Annotated in this window: 17 protein-coding genes; 8 read left to right on the forward strand and 9 right to left on the reverse strand. The window is 44.4% G+C overall.

Going from position 1 to position 18,114, the window contains the following annotated elements:
• The first annotated feature begins 399 nt into the window (after positions 1-399).
• Complete coding sequence (locus KIO97_RS12395; protein WP_045401778.1) at positions 400-1,029, forward strand: LysE family translocator; 630 nt, start codon at positions 400-402, stop codon at positions 1,027-1,029.
• A 57-nt stretch (positions 1,030-1,086) separates the two neighbouring features.
• Here the strand turns inward: KIO97_RS12395 and KIO97_RS12400 are convergent, their stop codons facing one another.
• Complete coding sequence (locus KIO97_RS12400; protein WP_155399482.1) at positions 1,087-1,224, reverse strand: hypothetical protein; 138 nt, start codon at positions 1,222-1,224, stop codon at positions 1,087-1,089.
• A 329-nt stretch (positions 1,225-1,553) separates the two neighbouring features.
• Here KIO97_RS12400 and KIO97_RS12405 point away from each other — a divergent pair, with 329 nt between their 5' ends.
• Entirely contained in the window at positions 1,554-2,981 is a 1,428-nt protein-coding gene (locus KIO97_RS12405; protein ID WP_285382752.1) for an APC family permease, read from the forward strand.
• A gap of 70 nt (positions 2,982-3,051) precedes the next feature.
• Here the strand turns inward: KIO97_RS12405 and KIO97_RS12410 are convergent, their stop codons facing one another.
• Positions 3,052-3,384 (reverse strand): multidrug efflux SMR transporter, encoded by a 333-nt coding sequence (locus KIO97_RS12410; protein ID WP_005534982.1) that lies wholly within the window; start codon positions 3,382-3,384, stop codon positions 3,052-3,054.
• 221 nt (positions 3,385-3,605) lie between these two features.
• Between KIO97_RS12410 and KIO97_RS27035 the strand changes: the two genes are divergently transcribed.
• The gene (locus KIO97_RS27035) at positions 3,606-3,740 is read left to right on the forward strand and encodes a hypothetical protein (protein WP_373417320.1); all 135 of its coding nucleotides are present in this window, start codon (positions 3,606-3,608) and stop codon (positions 3,738-3,740) included.
• Between the two features lie 646 nt (positions 3,741-4,386).
• On the opposite strand, the gene KIO97_RS12420 is transcribed toward KIO97_RS27035, so the two are convergent.
• Positions 4,387-4,884, reverse strand: coding sequence for a GNAT family N-acetyltransferase (locus KIO97_RS12420; protein WP_285382756.1), 498 nt, complete (start codon positions 4,882-4,884; stop codon positions 4,387-4,389).
• Entirely contained in the window at positions 4,884-5,285 is a 402-nt protein-coding gene (locus KIO97_RS12425) for a hypothetical protein (protein WP_050917944.1), read from the reverse strand. Before KIO97_RS12425 ends, KIO97_RS12420 begins: the two co-directional genes overlap by 1 nt.
• 1,165 nt (positions 5,286-6,450) lie before the next feature.
• Here KIO97_RS12425 and metA point away from each other — a divergent pair.
• From metA to KIO97_RS12445, 4 genes are all read left to right on the forward strand, one after another.
• Positions 6,451-7,392 (forward strand): homoserine O-succinyltransferase, encoded by a 942-nt coding sequence (gene metA / locus KIO97_RS12430; protein WP_005433939.1) that lies wholly within the window; start codon positions 6,451-6,453, stop codon positions 7,390-7,392.
• 149 nt (positions 7,393-7,541) lie between these two features.
• The gene (gene pilW / locus KIO97_RS12435; protein WP_045384174.1) at positions 7,542-8,270 is read left to right on the forward strand and encodes a type IV pilus biogenesis/stability protein PilW; all 729 of its coding nucleotides are present in this window, start codon (positions 7,542-7,544) and stop codon (positions 8,268-8,270) included.
• 338 nt (positions 8,271-8,608) lie between these two features.
• Complete coding sequence (locus KIO97_RS12440; protein WP_285382757.1) at positions 8,609-10,207, forward strand: S41 family peptidase; 1,599 nt, start codon at positions 8,609-8,611, stop codon at positions 10,205-10,207.
• Positions 10,191-10,595, forward strand: coding sequence for a hypothetical protein (locus KIO97_RS12445; RefSeq protein WP_012128133.1), 405 nt, complete (start codon positions 10,191-10,193; stop codon positions 10,593-10,595). The genes KIO97_RS12440 and KIO97_RS12445 overlap by 17 nt, the downstream gene beginning before the upstream one ends.
• A gap of 75 nt (positions 10,596-10,670) precedes the next feature.
• Here the strand turns inward: KIO97_RS12445 and KIO97_RS12450 are convergent, their stop codons facing one another.
• The 3 genes from KIO97_RS12450 to hrpA all read right to left on the reverse strand — a co-directional run bounded on the left by KIO97_RS12450 (position 10,671) and on the right by hrpA (position 16,133).
• Positions 10,671-11,186 carry a porin family protein gene (locus KIO97_RS12450; RefSeq protein WP_005433757.1) on the reverse strand — a complete coding sequence of 172 codons (516 nt, stop codon included), beginning with the start codon at positions 11,184-11,186 and terminating at the stop codon, positions 10,671-10,673.
• Positions 11,187-11,401: 215 nt separating this feature from the next.
• On the reverse strand, positions 11,402-11,881 hold the full coding sequence (locus KIO97_RS12455) for an outer membrane beta-barrel protein (protein WP_010648533.1): 480 nt from the start codon (positions 11,879-11,881) through the stop codon (positions 11,402-11,404).
• Between the two features lie 214 nt (positions 11,882-12,095).
• The gene (gene hrpA, locus KIO97_RS12460) at positions 12,096-16,133 is read right to left on the reverse strand and encodes an ATP-dependent RNA helicase HrpA (protein ID WP_373417319.1); all 4,038 of its coding nucleotides are present in this window, start codon (positions 16,131-16,133) and stop codon (positions 12,096-12,098) included.
• Between the two features lie 174 nt (positions 16,134-16,307).
• Here hrpA and KIO97_RS12465 point away from each other — a divergent pair, with 174 nt between their 5' ends.
• On the forward strand, positions 16,308-16,892 hold the full coding sequence (locus tag KIO97_RS12465) for an FMN-dependent NADH-azoreductase (RefSeq protein WP_285382761.1): 585 nt from the start codon (positions 16,308-16,310) through the stop codon (positions 16,890-16,892).
• A 55-nt stretch (positions 16,893-16,947) separates the two neighbouring features.
• Here KIO97_RS12465 and KIO97_RS12470 read toward each other — a convergent pair whose 3' ends face one another.
• Positions 16,948-17,445, reverse strand: coding sequence for a 4Fe-4S binding protein (locus KIO97_RS12470; protein WP_285382763.1), 498 nt, complete (start codon positions 17,443-17,445; stop codon positions 16,948-16,950).
• The gene (locus tag KIO97_RS12475; RefSeq protein WP_285382765.1) at positions 17,432-18,043 is read right to left on the reverse strand and encodes a molecular chaperone; all 612 of its coding nucleotides are present in this window, start codon (positions 18,041-18,043) and stop codon (positions 17,432-17,434) included. The genes KIO97_RS12470 and KIO97_RS12475 overlap by 14 nt, the downstream gene beginning before the upstream one ends.
• Positions 18,044-18,114: the final 71 nt, after the last annotated feature.

The following is an 18,114-nucleotide window of genomic DNA, read 5'->3' on the forward strand; positions in this document are numbered from 1 at the left end:
ATCCTTAAAAACAATGCTAAATGCGAATAGCAGTTACCATTGACTGTACTTATTACAAAAACTAAAGCGCGCGGATTCTATGGCGCTTTAATACGTTACACAATAAGAACTTTCTGAGATTGCGGTGGACACTATCAAGTTGAACAAAAAGGGCGTGATATTCGTCGAATTGAAACAAATTGCTAACTATTTTGCTAAAAGAAGAGAATAGGAAGAATCAAGTCATAGGGAGAAAAGTGCACTTGGCTTCTTTTGGGGGCAGGTTTGCATCCTCGATGATATGCCCCTTCTTTTTCTATTAACACTACTCGATGTAAACGTTTGTTTTTCTGCATTCAGAAGTGTACAGTCTCGCTAACTAATCATTGATGCCAATCCTTTGCTGTAATTGGAACCTCCATGAACTTCGACACCTTGCTGGCTTTCGGCGGAATCGTCTTCTTTTTGGCCATTATTCCCGGCCCTAACGCATTACTCATTTTATTTACCGCACTTACGCAGAGTCGTCGCTTTGCTATTGCCAATATTTTCGGTGTGGCACTTGGCTTTCTGATCCACGCTTTTGTCTCCGCAAAAGGGTTGAGCTTGTTGCTTTCACAATCAGCGCTGGCGTTCAACATATTAAAGTGGATGGGTGTTGCGTACTTAATTTGGTTGGGCATCAATAACCTAAGAAGTGGACTTAAACTGGCAGACCAAAAGTTAAAACTCGACCGTAAAATCGAAGAACAGACTCTCAAGCAAGCCTTTGTGAAGGGGCTATTGACTAACCTGCTTAATCCAAAAATCGTGTTGTTCTACCTCTCTATCTTCCCTCAGTTTGTGCAACCTGAACATATTCTCGAGCAAAGCATCATGTTGGGTGCTCTTCAAGCAAGCATCGTTGCTAGTTGGTTTTTGTTTGTGATTTTCTTTGCCACTAAGGTTAAGGCCATGCTCACTTCTTCGAAAACCAGCAAGTGGCTAAACTACGTAAGTGGGGGTTTGTTTATTTTCTTCGGCATCGGTTTAGCTAATACCCGTTTTTAAAGCCAGCCTAAAGATACGAAAAACACGCCCACGAGCGTGTTTTTTATTGTCTCTGACTTAGCCAAAAACAGCGGCTAACACCAAGATCCCAACAAACAACACCGCGACTAACCCCAACAAATACGAAAGCTTGTCAGTGCCGCCCTTTGGCGCTTGATTACAACATCCCATGGTTTTCTCCACTTTCTGAATCACGCTAACTGCTCTTAATCTAGACCTTCCCCCAAGGTCAGAGTCAAACTTTGGCTAGCTTCCAATCAATTTCTAGATTTCCGGTAATAAATAATTCGCTATAAACACGTTTTTAATATGCATTTTTTAAATCGATTTTGCGTTTTTTAACCAGAGCAAACGTTTAAATTGATTACGAATAAACCATTGGCATTTCGCTTCATTTTTGGGTAAATACATACCGTTTTTGGCTATATACCCACAGATTCTCACAGCCCTACAATACGCCCGTCTTACTTGTAGCACGCGGGCTCTCCATCCGAGGCTCGTGGCTCGATCATTAAAGGTATCGAATGAGCAATATCGCCAAATCCGCCGTCAAACTCAGTGTCTTTTCTGTCATCATGATTACGGTTACTTCCGTCGACAGCATAAGGAACATTCCGGGTGCCGCCTTATTTGGTAGTCACGCCATCTCTTTCTTCTTATTGGCAGGTCTTTGCTTCTTCGTTCCAACCGCATTAGTTTGTGCAGAGTTGAGCACCACTTACCCGCAACAGGGCGGTGTGTACTTATGGGGTAAAGAGACCCTTGGGCCAAACTTTGGTTTTGCGACTGTGTGGTATCAGTACGCGGAGAACATCGTCTACTATCCACCGCTCATTTCCTTTATTGTTGCGACGGGCGCGTATCCTTTCTTTCCTGAACTGGCACAGAACAATATCTTCATGTTGATAATGATTAACGTGATTTTCTGGGCACTGACCTTAGTCAACATATTTGGTTTGCGTTTGTCCTCCCTCATTACCAACGTCTTTGGCACTTTGGGGCTTATCTTCCCTATCCTGCTGATCATCGGTTTAGGTGGTTACTGGGCTTATACCAACCCAAGCGAATCACATATTTCACTTCGTCATGCATCTGACTGGTTACCTGATTTCTCACAAGACGGTATCGGTGCGGGCTTTACTGCGGTTGTGCTTTCCCTAACTGGGCTTGAGATCACCACCTCTTACGCAAGTGAAGTCGATAATCCGCAAAAGACTTACCCAAAAGCACTGATCGCTTCCACCGTGTTGATTCTGGTATCTCTGACCGCGTGTTCGCTTTCCATCTCTTCCGTGGTATCCAGCGATCATTCAAGCTTGAGTGAAGGCGTGATACTGGCTTTCAAAGCCTTCTTTGATGATTTGAACATGTCATTCATGCTGCCAGTTATCGCTCTAGCAATTGTATTTGGTAGCTTAGCGAGCCTAAACAACTGGATTATTGCTCCGACCAAGAGCTTGCATGTTGCAGCAAAAGACCACTTCATGCCTTTGACGCTATCGAAAGAGAACAAGAACCAAGCGCCGGTTCCATTGCTACTCCTGCAAGGTGCCATCGTCAGCGTGCTCTCTTTGGTATTTATCTTGGTACCAAACGTAAACCAAGGCATGTGGCTATTGAACATACTCATGACTCAGCTTTACATGGTGATGTACATCTGTATCTTCGTCAGCTTCTTGGTGTCACGTCGTAAACATGCGGATATTGAACGTCCATTCCGTGTGCCTGGCGGCAAGTTTGGCATGATGTTGGTGGCTGCTTTAGGTTTGATGAGCTGTCTGGTGACCATCTTCGTTTCATTCGATGTACCAGCAGGTATAAGCGCTCAGACAGGTGCTTATGCATTGATTCTTGGTTTCATTGCCTTTAGTTTGCCAGCGATTGGGGCCGTGATGTACCGAAACCGCAAACTTCGCCGACAAGGTCAGTTGATTGAGGTGATGGTGAATTAGTTCATCCCTCTCATCAGATAGCAAAAAGCCGCGAACGAATCGCGGCTTTTTTGTGTTTGGAATTTCTAGGTTAGTGACCAACCGTCTTAGACAGCAAGTTCACAATCATCACACCAGTGAGGATGAAACCAATACCAACAAGTGCAGCAAGGTCGAGCTTTTGTCCGTACAGGAAGTAACCGACAGCTGCGACAAGTACAATCCCCGCCCCACTCCAAATCGCATAAACAATACCAACAGGCATGCTTTTTACTGTTACAGACAGTAGGAAGAAAGCGATACCATAACCAATGATAACCACTGTACTTGGCATCATTTTGGTAAACTGTTCTGTCTTAGGAATAGAAGAAGTCGCAATCACCTCACACACGATAGCTATAGATAAAGCAACCAGTGGAGGCATAGAAACAAGCATTTTGAACATAAGGCAATCAACGCTCAATTAACCTGAACTCGATGACATATCGAATCTCTGAGCGCCGCATTATAATCAAAATCCACTAGCGCGCTATAAAAAGTGATGCAACTCACATTTACGCCAGCGTAATAATCGTGGTTAAAAGTCAGTCTCTTCCAAGTTAATCACACAGGCAGACGTATCCGTTCGAGCTGCTAACAAGGATTCTGGATCCGCATAAACGATATTATTCAGCCCCAACTTTTGCATGTCATCAATGTGGTACATCCAAGCTGCTTTGCTCGCATCGCACCCAGCCTTTTGCAACTTCTCGCGCTTATTTAGGTGCCCAAACATGGTGATCTTTGGATTCACAGCGACCAAGGCAAAAAACGCATCTTCATGTTGTCGCCATAAGGTCAGTGACTGCTGCCATTGTTCGAGTTCTTCTTGGTCGAAGCCATCAGTGTCCCATTCATCTTTCATCGCACCGCCGAACCACAACACTTCTGAACCTTTCATCACCAAAGTACTTGGCGCAGCAGTAAGCACATAATTAGCACAAGCAGACGCACACGTGCCATTAACAATGAGATGAACTTGGTTATTGTAAAGCCATCGACCAAGCTCCATAGCTGGTCGGTATTCGCCAGAATCACTGTCTATCATCAGTGCAACAACACCGTCCGGCTGAATATTAGCTAGCTCTATGGCTTCTCTAACCTTTTCTGTACTTATCTCTCCATTGAAGTAAAGTGTTCTACCTTCCATGTAAATATCATCTGACAGGCTGCACGCGACTAACCCTAAAAGCGTGATCGCGCTGAGACACTTTCGCATATCGCTCTCCATGATCTTGATTCCAAAACTCGGCACTGAACTTCAAATGAGTATTGAACAAGTTAAATAAAAGCGAGACAAAAAGTGGCACATTTTTGATCAACGTCAAAATATGCATAAAGGTGCTCATAGGGTATTTAAATTTCGCTAAAAGAGAGAAACGATGATTTAAAAATCTAGCTTTGATGACTGCCAAACCATAATGGTAGTTTGAATGCCGTTATGTAGAGCGTGATGTAAAGGTCGAAAGCCATATTTCCAATATAAAGCTTCATTATGTTGTTCGCATTGTAGGAACAGTTTGGGAATACCAAGCTGAGAAACATGGTTTTGAGCACGGGCCACGAGCGCCGCAGCATAGCCTTTACCCCGAGCTGAATCCTCTACATATACACCACCTAACCAATGTTCGTATTCTGGGAAGTCAATGTTCTCTCTGATCTTAAGTTCTGCTGTCGCGACAAGCTTGTTGTTTTCATCATGAACAACAAATGCGAGTGGAAATTCGTGTCGGCTGTTGGCCTTAAGCAAGACTTTTTCATGAACTTGAGCGGGCGTAACACCAGGGACGGTATAAGCCCACTCGTCAACGTACCAGCGTGCAATAACGTAAGACTCATCTGGAAAATCTGCAAGAAAGTGAATTTGGAAGGTTTGCTCTGTCACTAGTAGCCCTCATCCGCGCTATCAACAACACTAGCCTCACCTGCTACATCAGAACTGGGCTGGCTAAAACGATGCTGCTGCGCAAGCTCGAAGTAGATGTGCATATCGATCGGCTCTGGAGTGTTAAGCAGCATTTTACCTACCTCTCTCTGGAAATAGCCGTAATTGCCTAACTCTTCGGTTAAACCTAACTGCTCATAACTCGCCAAGCTCGTAAACATGCCGTAAGCGTATTGATAACGCGCCTTGTCTTTCAGTTTATCGTGACCAAGTTCAGTCAACGCTTTGTCTACTTCATCCGGCTGGTAAACGTCTTTATCACCAAACTCTCTAAGTAACACGATAGGCACCTGATGTGCGATGCTCTGAATGGTCTCTTTTCTTTTAAACATGCCAAACATAATGTCCTCCACTGACGGTAATGAGCCAAACAACGCACTAACAGACGTGCTGGCGAGCCGATGAGTCTCTTTATTAGTATTTGGGCTCAAAATTTATACTAACTCGATCTCATAATCGTCTTCAAACGCTACCGTATCCGTTACACAAAAATGTACTCAGAAATCTTGCCGTAATCACATCCTGCTGATTGGGTTTTCCATGCAACCGAAAAGTACCGGCTCACGCTGCCGTGTTGTTAACTGGACCATTCACTTCGGTAAATGCTCGCTCGGGTAATTACACACATAAAAAAAGCCCAGCATAATGCTGGGCTTTTTTAGGTCCACGTCAACAAGATGATTTTTAACTGCATCAACAAGGATAGTTGATTATATTATTTTTAATATCCTCGCCACCATCTTTAATAAACCTTACCACTAACAACTGACGAGTTAATGAATGATGCATACGGTACTTAATATAACTTTATTCTAATATTAATTATTCAATCGGTTCGGCAATATACATGACTTATGAAACTCTCATAAATCTTAATTTTAATAAGGTTAATAGAATTTTCTGATATGATTTAAAGATTACAGGCCCAATAAAACAACATGCTGTAATACTCTAAAGACAACATCATACAAATCCATACAAACCAACATTAAAACAATACCTTAACCACAAACGAAGAAACGACTACCTAGGACTTCCACTTGAAAGCACAACGAAATCACCACTCTCGTTTAATGGTGCATGAACTCTAATTTATAAAACTTATTATTTCAATAGAACTCAGTTAATTAACTCAATTAAATATGTTTTAAAAAACACGGCACTCCATAAAAGTGAAATAAAACTGTAACAAATCTTTACAATGAAAAATATCAGATTAACTCTTGGAATATAAGTACAATTACGAAGATAAAAAATATATTTATAATTATTAAAAACCAGCGCTATTTTCATGATTTCCTAATAAAAGAGATGAGACCAATAAAATATCTATGAGTGTTATATTTTATTGACTGGCTATATGTTCAAAATATTAAAGCTTTAGATGTTCTAGCCATTTGGAAAGAAATCGAGTTCAAAGTCACATTTCGTATCGACATCCGTAGGCAATTGGGGTAGCTTTAGATGTATAGACGTCTAAAAAGTAAAGCTTAGGGAGAGAAAGCCGTGCCAATTAGAATTCCAGATCAGTTACCCGCTAGCGATGTATTAAGGACAGAGAACATCTTTGTGATGAGCGAAAGTCGAGCGGCAAGTCAGGAAATCCGTCCATTGCGAGTGCTTATTCTCAATTTGATGCCAAAGAAGATTGAGACAGAAACTCAGTTTCTGCGACTACTTTCTAACAGTCCTCTTCAAGTGAATGTGGAGCTGCTACGAATCGATAACCGACCAAGTAAGAATACGCCAACCGAACACCTAGATACGTTTTATCGTCAGTTTGAGATGGTGAAAGGTAAAAACTTCGATGGGCTCATTATTACAGGTGCGCCATTGGGTTTGGTTCAGTTTGAAGATGTGATTTATTGGGATCACTTAAAAACCATTATGGAGTGGGCAAAACACCACGTCACTTCAACACTGTACGTGTGCTGGGCGGCACAAGCTGGGTTGAAGCTGCTGTATAACTTGCCAAAGAAAACACGTAAAGAGAAGCTATCGGGGGTCTACCATCACAAGATCCATCATCAATACCACCCTCTTTTGCGTGGCTTTGATGATACCTTCCTAGCACCACACTCACGTTACGCTGATTTTTCGCCTGAGTTTTTAGAGGAACACACTGACCTTGATATCCTCGCGACTTCTGATGTTGCTGGTACCTACCTGGCAACAACAAAAGACAAAAGGAATGTGTTTGTTACTGGTCACCCGGAATACGACTCACACACATTACACAACGAGTATATTCGTGACCTAGGTGAAGGTATGGAGCCAGCAATTCCAATCAACTATTACCCAAATAACAATCCGGATAACCCACCATGCGCAAGTTGGCGAAGTCATGGACACCTGCTGTTTTCTAACTGGCTTAACTACTGTGTTTACCAACAAACGCCGTATGACCTGGATCATTTCAGCGAGGATGCGTTCACAAAAGACGACTAACTCCCTGATTTTAGAGTGTGAACTAAGCCGCCAACTGGCGGCTTTTTTACGTCAGTTTGCCAACCTGATCGCATAGTGTTTTATCCTCGTTAGGCTTTTGCATCGGAATTCATATCATGCTTTGTGAATCAGGGATGTGGGGCATGGATATGAAGTTTGGAAAACTCAGTACGTTGGTATTAGCAAGTCAATTAGGCTTGGTGGGGTGTGTAACCGTTAATGAAGAAGGCAACAGCCCTGTCGTCAAAGCAGATCCTGTCTCAATGGCAGAGTCTCGAATCGCTCTAGGCTTAGGTTACTTGGAAAGCGGTAGCATGATCAGAGCACACGACAATCTCCAGCAAGCCCTCACCCACGCGCCAAGCTATTATCGAGCTCAGCTCTCAATGGCCCATTATTACGAAACCGTTGGAGAAGATGCTAAAGCAGAAGACATGTATAAGCGTTCTCTAAGACAAAATTCAAAGAACGGTAACGTGCTCAACAACTACGGCACCTTCCTGTGCAAGCAAGGCGAATACAAACAAGCTGACAAGATGTTTAATCGAGCGATTGAGCAACCATACTATTACCTGATCCCTGCCAGCTACGAAAATGCCGGATTCTGCGCCCTGAAATCAAACAATAAAGATAAAGCGAAATACTACTTCACTCGCGCTATAGACCATGACCCTCATCGACCTAAATCGATCCTTCAGCTTGCTAAGCTCGAAATCGACAGTGGAAATTACACTGATGCTCGTATTCGACTCATGCGTTTTAATCAAATGTACGGCGTGAAAAAGCCCTCTTTGCGCCTCATGGTTGAGCTCGAACGCGCGGCGGGTAATGAGGCTCTCGAGAAAAAGTACCAATATCAGCTCGACCAAATTTCCTAATGCCATCACGATGTATGAGCCGAAAAGATCAAATCGGCTCTTTACCTACAAAATAAAAAGTAAGTGCTCTTCCTTACTTTCTGACAAGTCATCTAACGTAATAATTGTGCCACTGCTGTTTTTGAGCCACTACGTACTACCTAACCTACTATTTATTAATGATTTGTGAATTTCCACCAAACTAATAACTGAGTTTTTACCCTAACTCGTATGATAACCATCACACAACAATGCTCATTATTTGTACAAGCATCATTAAAATTTATACATTCGAGTGGATTATAAGGATTTCATCAAAAACAACTAAATCTATAAACATCACAGATAAAAGGAAATTTATGTTGAAGTATAGAAACTTAGCGTTGGTTGCAACCCTGCCTATCGTATTGTTGCAAGGCTGTGGAGGTGGAGGTGGCTCCAGCGATACACCAACGAGTACTACGCCAACAGATATTGTCACATGGAAGTTTCAAGACTTTTCTGTCCCTGCTAGCAGTTTTGCTAACAAATGTAGTATCGCAAGAACGGGAATTGATCCTTACACAGGAAAAAGGTACCCAGATGAAGCTGGTTCAGCGTTGCACGAGAAAATGTTCCTGCGTGCATTCAGCAATGACACCTACCTTTGGTATGACGAAATTCCCGATAACAATCCAAGTAATTATCCGTCTGTTCTCGCATACTTCGATTCTCTTGTGACACCTGAAAAAACAGCTTCGGGTCAAAATAAAGACCGATTCCACTTCACTCGTTCATACGACGATTATATGAAGTCGCAACAGGCGGGCCTCGTGGCTGGCTTTGGTTTTAACTGGAAGTTTGTGCAAAGTACTGAGCCACGAGAAGTCATCATTTCTTACACCGAAGACAATTCTCCAGCATCTTCAAACGGTGTTGCTCGTGGTGATAAGCTACTAAAAATTAATGATATTGATGTTGTAAACACATCCTCTCGCGCAGAGATTGACTTCATCAACGAGACACTTTTCTCCCCTGAACTAGGCAAAGATTTCACGTTCACATTCGAAACGGTAGACGGTGCGCCTAAAATAGTTACGCTTACCTCTGCAGACGTAGCGACAAGCCCAGTTCGTAATGTAAAAATCATCGACAACGATGGGACAAAAGTCGGTTACATGCAGTACAACGCGTTTGAAGTCACCGCACAACAACCACTTATTAACGCATTTAACCAACTATCAGCGGCAAACGTTGACGAAATTATCATGGATCTGCGTTACAACGGTGGTGGCTTAGTTTGGCAGTCTGCACAAGTTGGCTACATGCTGGCTGGTACGCATTCCACCTCCACGTTTGCTGAACTGATTTACAACGACAAGATCATGAACTCCGGCGAGGTAGAAAATAACGTTTATAACTTTGTCGATACCGAAATTGATTGGGGTAAAGGTATCTTGACTGACAATGCCCTACCGACATTAAGTGCGAAACGCGTTTACGTTTTAACTACAGATAACACCGCGTCTTCCAGTGAACTTCTTATCAACGGCCTTCGCGGTATTGATGTCGAAGTCGTTCAAATTGGCACGACGACAACGGGTAAGCCTTACGGTTTCTCCCCACAACAAAACTGCGGCAACATGTATTACACGATTCAATTTAAGTCCTCGAACGCTAAGGGCTTTGGTGATTTTGCCGATGGCTTTACACCTACAGCAAAAAGTCTAGTATCGTCTAATATTGGTATAGATGACAAAGTGGAAGGCTGCGTTGTTGCGGATGATTTAACCAAACCATTAGGTAATAGCTCTGAAGGCATGTTGTCTGCAGCATTAAACTACATGACCACAGGAACTTGTCCACCTGCACCAGCCGTAGCAAAAGCACCTCGCCTTATGCCTATGCTGGGTGGCACTCCACTAAATCAACAGCTTGATCCACTGCGACAAGAGGCTATTCATGTCAAAATTAACTAGAACAAAAGCATTGATCACCGGAGCAACGATGAGCCTGATGCTGACGGGGTGTGCATCGTCAAGTAACAGCGACGCCGTCAATGCACTCAGCATTAAGACATCAGGCGACACCGTTACGGAAATTCAACGAGCGATTACGACGATTCAAGGCAACCAAGTACCACCGAAAATTGCCTCCAATACGTTTGAAACGAACTCTCACTTGTTGATCGTTTCTGGACAATTGATGGAGAGTTACAACATGCCATTGAACGGCGCAGAGACCGAGTTGCCCGATCAATACACCTTGCAGCTCAGAGATGAGGAATGTGGCGTTTATTACGAGAAAGACGACAAGTTTATTCCACTAACCAACATACAGTGTCGACCTAATCCAATTCAGGATTAATCAAAAAGCGCTCCGTTACTTTATCCAAAATAACGGCGCGTTTGTTTTATTATCTGTTCACTGACCCACTTCTATTTATAAGAAGTGGAACGTCACGTTACCAGTGATGCTACTAACGGTATCACTATCACCATCAATATCCACACCAAATGCTTGATAACTTGCACCGAGAGAAATGTTATCTAACAGGAAGTATTCCGCACCAACACCGTACATGTAAGACACACCATCGTCTTTGTCCAAGCTACTCAAATTACCATTGTATTCGACGTTAAACGCGTTGATACCGCCCTTCGCGTAAACGTGCAGAGGACCAAAATCGATACTTGGTTTCGCCGCTAGATAGAATGAAGAGAAATCCACATCACCTTTGTTACCACCAAGATTTAAATCTACTTGACCATGGTTAAAGTAGCCAACCTCAATGCCGATCAGCGGTAAGATCCCCGTACCTACATGGATACCGTAAGTCGTATCACTTTCACTGTCGATGTCAGATTGACCGATTTGACCACCAGCATAAAGCCAAGAATCAGCCATCGCAGACGTTGAGCAAAGCGCTAAAGCCAATAACGAGAGTTTTGTTTTCATAGTTATACCTTTCCTGTTCGATTCCAGAACGGAACATCACGCGAACTGCATCGCGTTCCTTATTCAGTTTGGTAAATACTATATGCGAAAGTTTGATGGTTTTAAGACCAAGAAATGAATAATTTCTGTTCAATGTCTATTTGTGTGATTTACAGACAAAAAAACACCGGCGCGTTGCCGGTGTTTATCAAATAAATCTTCGAGAGGCTCGATGATTATAGGAAGTGCAACGTCGCGTTTACAGAGAACGTACCGATGTCGTCTTTACCCGCTGTGTAGTTCATGTAGCTTGCGCCAACAGACATAGGGCCGAAAATGAAGTATTCCGCACCTACACCGTACATTAGATCCACATCATCGTCGTCTTTGCCGCCAGAAACTTTCTTATCCCACTGGTGGATACCGCCTTTCGCGTAAACATGCAGAGGACCGAAGTCGATGCTTGGTTTAAGCGCAGCGTAGTAAGAAGTCAGTTTAGTTTCTTGACCAGCGATCTTGAATTCACCGTGTTGAGTAACACCCGCTTCGATACCGATGATTGGCAGAATACCTGTACCTACGTGTACAGAGTAAGACGTGTCTGTTTCGCCTTTGTAGTCAGACTGACCTACAGAAGCACCACCATAAATCCATGAATCTGCCATTGCTGCAGAAGAAGCACTTAGAAGTGCCACTGCCAATAGAGTTTTCTTCATCATCAACCTTTACTCTTTTATTATTACCCACATCTGCACCCGCAGAGGTTGGTACTGCAAACACAAGGGAGGCGAACCATTGCCTCCCTTATGACTTAAAATCACTTGTGGGTAAATAGCTGCAATTACTGTACCAATCACGCCTGTCACTGAACAAACCATTGATTACTCAGCAATCCCCACAAGAAAAAACTGCCGCTATTTTACTGAACGATTAGCAAGCATCAATCGCATTTTTGACACGTTTATCAGAAACTGGGTACGGAGTGCCCAATTGTTGAGCAAAAAAGCTCACGCGAAGCTCTTCGATCATCCAACGAATCTCTTTCACGTTCTCTGGAATCACCATGCCTTTCGGAATTTTGTTGAGCAGCTCTTTGTAGTCGCTCGTCACTGATTCCACTTTCAGCATGTGTAAACGGTCTTTGTTTGGATCGATCGGCAGCTTCTCCATACGACGCTCAATGGCACGCATGTAACGCAGAATATCTGGCAGACGTTTCCAGCCACATTCGGTCGCGAAGCCCTTGAAGATCAATCCTTCGACTTGTGCTTTGATGTCCGATAACGCAAACGCCATGGTGAAATCGATCTTACCTTTCAACTTCTTATTGATGTTGAAAGCGGTCGTCAGAATGGTTTCCACTTGCTGCGCAATTTCCACCACGGTATCACCAAGCTCAGCACGAACGTGTTCTTTCAGCGCGTCAAACTTATCAGGCTCCCAAACCAAACCGCCCTGTTCTTCGATTAGCTTATCGACACCACACGCGATACAGTCATCGATCAGATCCAGCACCTTACCGTATGGGTTAAAGTACAGACCCAACTTCGACTTGTTCGGCAAGTTAGAGTGCAGGTATTTGATTGGCGACGGCACGTTCAGCAATATCAGACGACGCTGACCCGCTTGCATTGCCGTGACCTGCTCGTATTCGGTCTCGTACAGTTTGATTTCAACACTGTCTTTAGAATCCACAATCGCTGGGTACGCTTTAACGTCGTAACCGCCACGTTTTTGTTGGTACACCTTCGGCAGCTCACCAAAGCTCCACGTATGCAGACCTTGTTGCTCGATGTCGTCATCCGCTACTTTTGAAAGGGTTTCTTGAACTTTGTCTTTCAAGCTCTCTTTCAATTCGTGAAGGTCTTTATTTTCCTTCAACTTGCGATTTCTATGGTCAACCGCGCGGAAAGTCACCTTTAAGTGCTCTGGAATTTGATCCATATTCCAATCTTCGCGCAGAACTTCCACACCCGTCATTCGACGCAACTCTTTCTCTAATGAGTCCAGTAGTGGTGCTTCCATCGGCGTTGCACGAGCTAAGAAAGCATCGGCGTAGTTTGGTGCAGGAACAAAGTTCTTACGCACTGTCTTCGGCAGCGATTTAATCAAACTCACCACAAGCTCATGGCGTAAACCTGGGATCTGCCAATCAAAGCCCGCAGGCTCAACTTGGTTCAAGATCGGCAGCGGCAAGTGAACCGTTACGCCGTCACTATCATCGCCCGGTTCAAACTGGTAGCTCAACTTGAGTTTCAGGTTGTTTTGGTACCAGAAGTTCGGGTAATCCAAATCAGTAACGTGGCTTGCATCGCCCTTGAACAGCATCTCTTTTTCAAAGTTCAGCAGTTCTTTGTTGTCTTTTGATGCTTTCTTCCACCACGTATCGAAGTGTTTGCCAGAGACCACTTCAGTGCCAACGCGTTGGTCGTAGAAATCAAACAGCTCATCGTCATCCACCAAGATGTCACGGCGACGAGATTTGTGTTCAAGTTCTTCCACTTCTTGAAGAAGCTTACGGTTTTGCTTGAAGAACGCGTGTTTGGTTTCCCACTCGCCTTCCACCAGCGCGCTACGAATGAATAACTCACGACTGACGGTAGGATCGATACTGCCGTAGTTCACCAAACGCTTCGGCACAATTGGCACTCCGTAAAGCATCACTTTCTCGTGTGCCAAGACTGCTGCACGTTTCTTCGACCAATGCGGCTCGCTGTAGCTGCGCTTAATTAGGTGCTTCGCTAACGGTTCAATCCACTCTGGTTGAATCTTCGCGATGATGCGGCCCCAAAGTTTTGAGGTTTCCACCAATTCAGCAGACATGATCCACTTAGGTTGTTTCTTGAATAGACCCGATGCAGGGAAGATATGGAAACGAGCGTTACGCGCGCCTTGGTATTCATTCTTCTCTTGGTCTTTCATACCGATGTGCGACAACAAACCAACAAGGATTGAGCTGTGTACGCCATGGTACGACGCAGGCTCATCGTTAAGTTTGAATTCCATTTCACGCATCGACTGGTGAATTTGGAAGTACACATCTTGCCACTCACGTACGCGCAAGTAGTTCAAGTAATCTTGTTTACATTGCTTGCGGAACTGGTTACCCGTTAGCGCTTTTTGCTGCTTCTGGATGTAGTTCCATAGGTTCACAAACGTCAGAAAATCTGAGTCTTCATGGAAGAAACGTTTGTGCTTGTCATCTGATGATTGCTGCTTGTCACTTGGACGCTCGCGCGGGTCTTGAATCGACAATGCCGCCGCGATGATCATCACTTCTTTCAATGCGCCTTGCTTTGGTGATTCCAATACCATACGTGCTAGACGAGGGTCGATTGGAAGGCGTGCAAGTTGACGACCAATGCTGGTTAGGCGTTTTTTCGATTCTTTCGCATCAGAATTGATTGCACCTAACTCTTCTAGAAGGCGAACACCGTCCTGGATGTTGCGTTTGTCAGGCGCTTCTACAAATGGGAAGGCTTGAATATCACCCAGACCAAGTGCCGTCATCTGCAAGATAACCGACGCTAGGTTAGTACGCAGGATCTCAGGATCGGTAAACTCCGGACGTGACTCAAAATCTTCCTCTGAGTACAGACGGATACAGATACCCTCTTCCACACGACCACAACGACCTTTACGCTGGTTCGCACTCGCCTGAGAAACTGGCTCGATTGGAAGGCGCTGAACCTTAGTACGGTAACTGTATCGACTGATACGCGCCGTACCCGGATCGATAACGTACTTGATACCCGGAACCGTCAACGAGGTTTCTGCTACGTTGGTTGCCAGAACAATGCGACGACCTGCATGAGGTTGGAAAATCTTGTTCTGCTCACCCGCCGACAAACGCGCGTAAAGCGGCACAATTTCCGTGCTCTTCAGATTACGTTTAGACAGTGCATCAGCAGTATCGCGGATTTCACGCTCACCGTTCATGAAGATCAGAATGTCACCTAAACCTTCATCGCACAGTTCATCTACCGCTTCGAAGATACCTTCAAGTTGGTCACGATCATTATCGTCATCACCACTTAGTGGGCGGTAACGCGTTTCTACTGGGTAAGTACGACCTGACACTTCAATGATTGGTGCGTTGTTGAAGTGTTTTGAAAAACGCTCAGGGTCGATGGTTGCCGATGTGATGATCACTTTCAGATCAGGACGACGTGGTAGCAACTCTTTCAAGTAACCCAAGATGAAATCGATGTTGAGGCTGCGCTCGTGCGCTTCATCGATAATGATGGTGTCGTATTGATTCAAGAAACGATCATGCTGAATTTCAGCCAGCAAGATACCGTCCGTCATCAATTTGATTTGGGTATTTTCAGAGATCTGATCGTTGAATCGAACCTTATAACCAACAAACTCACCAAGCTTGGTTTCCATCTCTTCGGCAATACGGTTCGCAACCGAACGTGCCGCAAGACGACGAGGCTGAGTATGACCAATCAGACCGAATTTACCGCGACCAAGCTCAGCACAGATTTTTGGTAGCTGAGTGGTTTTACCTGAACCGGTCTCACCCGCAACGATAACCACTTGGTTTTCTTCGATCGCTTTCGCAATGTCGTCGCGCTTTTGGCTGACAGGCAGGATTTCCGGGTATTCAATCGTTGGTTTGTAGCTACTGCGTTGCTCCACAACCATCATGGATTTGGCGATGTCTAATGCGATTTCATCAAACACAGCGTTACGTGCTGCGTCTTTTTTGATTTTGCTTGCACCAGAGATTCGTTTACTCAAGCGGAAGCGGTCACGCATCATGCACTGGTTAAGTGCCTTGCGCAGTGACGCTGCGTTATTTACTTGAGCCTGAGGCGCAGCATTCTGAGAAGCTTGTGCTTGAGATGCATTAGCCTTCTTCGCTTTGGCATTTTGCGCACCATTTGACGGTGTCGCTTGCTCTTCAGCGGGATTCTTTTTTGGGGGCTGTGACGAAGTCAAAGCGTTTCCTATTCTTTTCATTACAAAAACTGCGCGGATTGTAGCACATAAGGGCTAGAACAAGATAACGGAAAGCAGCATCCAGCAATCATTCAATTTTTTCGAACAATTCAAGCAAATCCATCGGGTTTTGAGTCAACGAGCATTGCCTATAATGCATCACATAGCCGAAAGCACTAATTAAAGGAAATCCATATGTCTCGTGTACTAGCCCTTAAATCAAGCATCCTTGGTGATTACTCTCAATCAAACAAACTGGTTGAAGACTTCATCAAAAATGTAGACCAAGATAAGCTAACGGTTCGTGACTTAGCTGCAAATCCACTGCCAGTTCTAGACTTTTCAGCTGCCACAGCACTTCGTGCAACAGAAGATCTTTCACAAGAGCAACAAGCGGTGGTTAACCTATCTGATACCTTGATTGAAGAAATAAAAGCAGCAGATACTTTGGTTATCGCAGCACCAATGTACAACTTTACGATTCCAACACAGCTTAAAAACTGGATTGACTTGATTGCTCGTGCAGGCGTGACATTCAAATACACAGAAAACGGCGTTCAAGGTCTGATTGAAGGTAAGAAAGCCATCGTAGTCACCACTCGTGGCGGTCTTCATAAAGACTCACCAACCGACAGCATGACACCATACCTACGCACAGTTTTGGGCTTTGTGGGTATCACGGATGTGGAGTTTGTTTACGCAGAAGCGCTTAACATGGGCGAAGACGCAGCAGCGAAAGGCATTTCAGACGCGCAAGGCCAATTGGCAACCTTGGCGTAAGATTGAATAGAATTGAATACAAACAAAAAGGGATTGGTTCGCGCCAATCCCTTTTTTATCGTTTTAAGTCAAAATTGATCATGCTGTTGTAGCAGCTTTGTGCGCATTGTCCGCAACCTTTGCATTTGGTGGCGTCAATTTTAGGTTTGGCATCATCTTGCCATTGCAAGGCATCATAAGGGCAACTGTCCTCGCAACTACCGCAATAACCGTATAAGTTTTCGCAACTGTTCTGGATAGTTGCTATCAAGCCTGTAGACTCTATTTGGTTTGAAAGAGCCAATGTAGGACACGCCGACTTACACGCGCCGCATAAATCGCATGCCGAGTAACTGATGTCTAACGCGGCAACGCCATCAACCATTTCTATGATTTGGCTTGGACATGCAGAAGCGCACTTTCCGCATCCATCACAAAGCCGAGTGAACATCGACTCTTCCACCGCATACGGCGGTCTCGCTTTTACACGAGGCTCTTGAGCTTGCTCCACTGGCGCGCGACGGAACGAAAACAGACGTCGCTTGCTTAGATCAACCGATTCAGACTGGCGCATCCGAGTAATCTCTTTTTGCTGGTACAACGACTTGGTATTGCTCACTCAAGGATTGAAGCAATTCTTCAGTAAGGTTCGACAGTTTTGAGTAAGGCGTGAGAGTCACCGCTTTTTTGAAGCGCTTGTTAAAAAAGCCAAACCACGTCATCAAGTGTTCGCGTAGCATTTCAGCCGCCAGTTTTTGCTGTTCAGTTTCAATCAACATGCCTAACACCATCAACATCAAGCCGATCTGGTCTTCTGGCTCACGTTGGTCAGATTCCAAAGCAAAACCACAACGCTGCAAGAAGTAACGATATTCAATGGTTGATTCACCAAACAACACCGCTTCTTTATCCAGATAAGCCGAGCCCCAAGGTGGCGCTGGCATCTCACCAATACCCGCAAACATGCGATCGTGCTCCATTTGCAGTGCCTCTTCGCTCTCATTTTGAAAGCTGCGTAGCATGTCATTAAGCGCTTCAATTGGTGTATCAGTATTGCTTAGCAACGTATCGAGATTTGCCGATGGGTAATCTTTTGGTTGGTAGTAAAACAGTGCACCAAACAGCTTAAGAACGATGCTGGTATCTTGTGGTTCAAGTTGAGAAATTTGCATGAAGTACCTTTGATGACTGGTGTTTTTATTCTTCGATTAAGTAAAACGGAAAAGAGGTGGGACGAACACTC

It is taken from the genome of Vibrio sp. B181a (assembly GCF_030248375.1).
GTDB lineage: Bacteria > Pseudomonadota > Gammaproteobacteria > Enterobacterales > Vibrionaceae > Vibrio > Vibrio campbellii.

Coding starts and splice junctions, on each gene's coding strand:
- KIO97_RS12440 (WP_285382757.1), top strand. CDS start 8,609: ATGTTGAAGTATAGAAACTTAGCGTTGGTTGCAACCCTGCCTATCGTA.
- KIO97_RS12405 (WP_285382752.1), top strand. CDS start 1,554: ATGAGCAATATCGCCAAATCCGCCGTCAAACTCAGTGTCTTTTCTGTC.
- KIO97_RS12455 (WP_010648533.1), bottom strand. CDS start 11,881: ATGAAGAAAACTCTATTGGCAGTGGCACTTCTAAGTGCTTCTTCTGCA.
- hrpA (WP_373417319.1), bottom strand. CDS start 16,133: ATGAAAAGAATAGGAAACGCTTTGACTTCGTCACAGCCCCCAAAAAAG.
- KIO97_RS12410 (WP_005534982.1), bottom strand. CDS start 3,384: ATGCCTCCACTGGTTGCTTTATCTATAGCTATCGTGTGTGAGGTGATT.
- KIO97_RS12465 (WP_285382761.1), top strand. CDS start 16,308: ATGTCTCGTGTACTAGCCCTTAAATCAAGCATCCTTGGTGATTACTCT.
- pilW (WP_045384174.1), top strand. CDS start 7,542: ATGAAGTTTGGAAAACTCAGTACGTTGGTATTAGCAAGTCAATTAGGC.
- KIO97_RS12445 (WP_012128133.1), top strand. CDS start 10,191: ATGTCAAAATTAACTAGAACAAAAGCATTGATCACCGGAGCAACGATG.
- KIO97_RS12450 (WP_005433757.1), bottom strand. CDS start 11,186: ATGAAAACAAAACTCTCGTTATTGGCTTTAGCGCTTTGCTCAACGTCT.
- KIO97_RS12425 (WP_050917944.1), bottom strand. CDS start 5,285: ATGTTTGGCATGTTTAAAAGAAAAGAGACCATTCAGAGCATCGCACAT.
- KIO97_RS12395 (WP_045401778.1), top strand. CDS start 400: ATGAACTTCGACACCTTGCTGGCTTTCGGCGGAATCGTCTTCTTTTTG.
- KIO97_RS12470 (WP_285382763.1), bottom strand. CDS start 17,445: ATGCGCCAGTCTGAATCGGTTGATCTAAGCAAGCGACGTCTGTTTTCG.
- KIO97_RS12475 (WP_285382765.1), bottom strand. CDS start 18,043: ATGCAAATTTCTCAACTTGAACCACAAGATACCAGCATCGTTCTTAAG.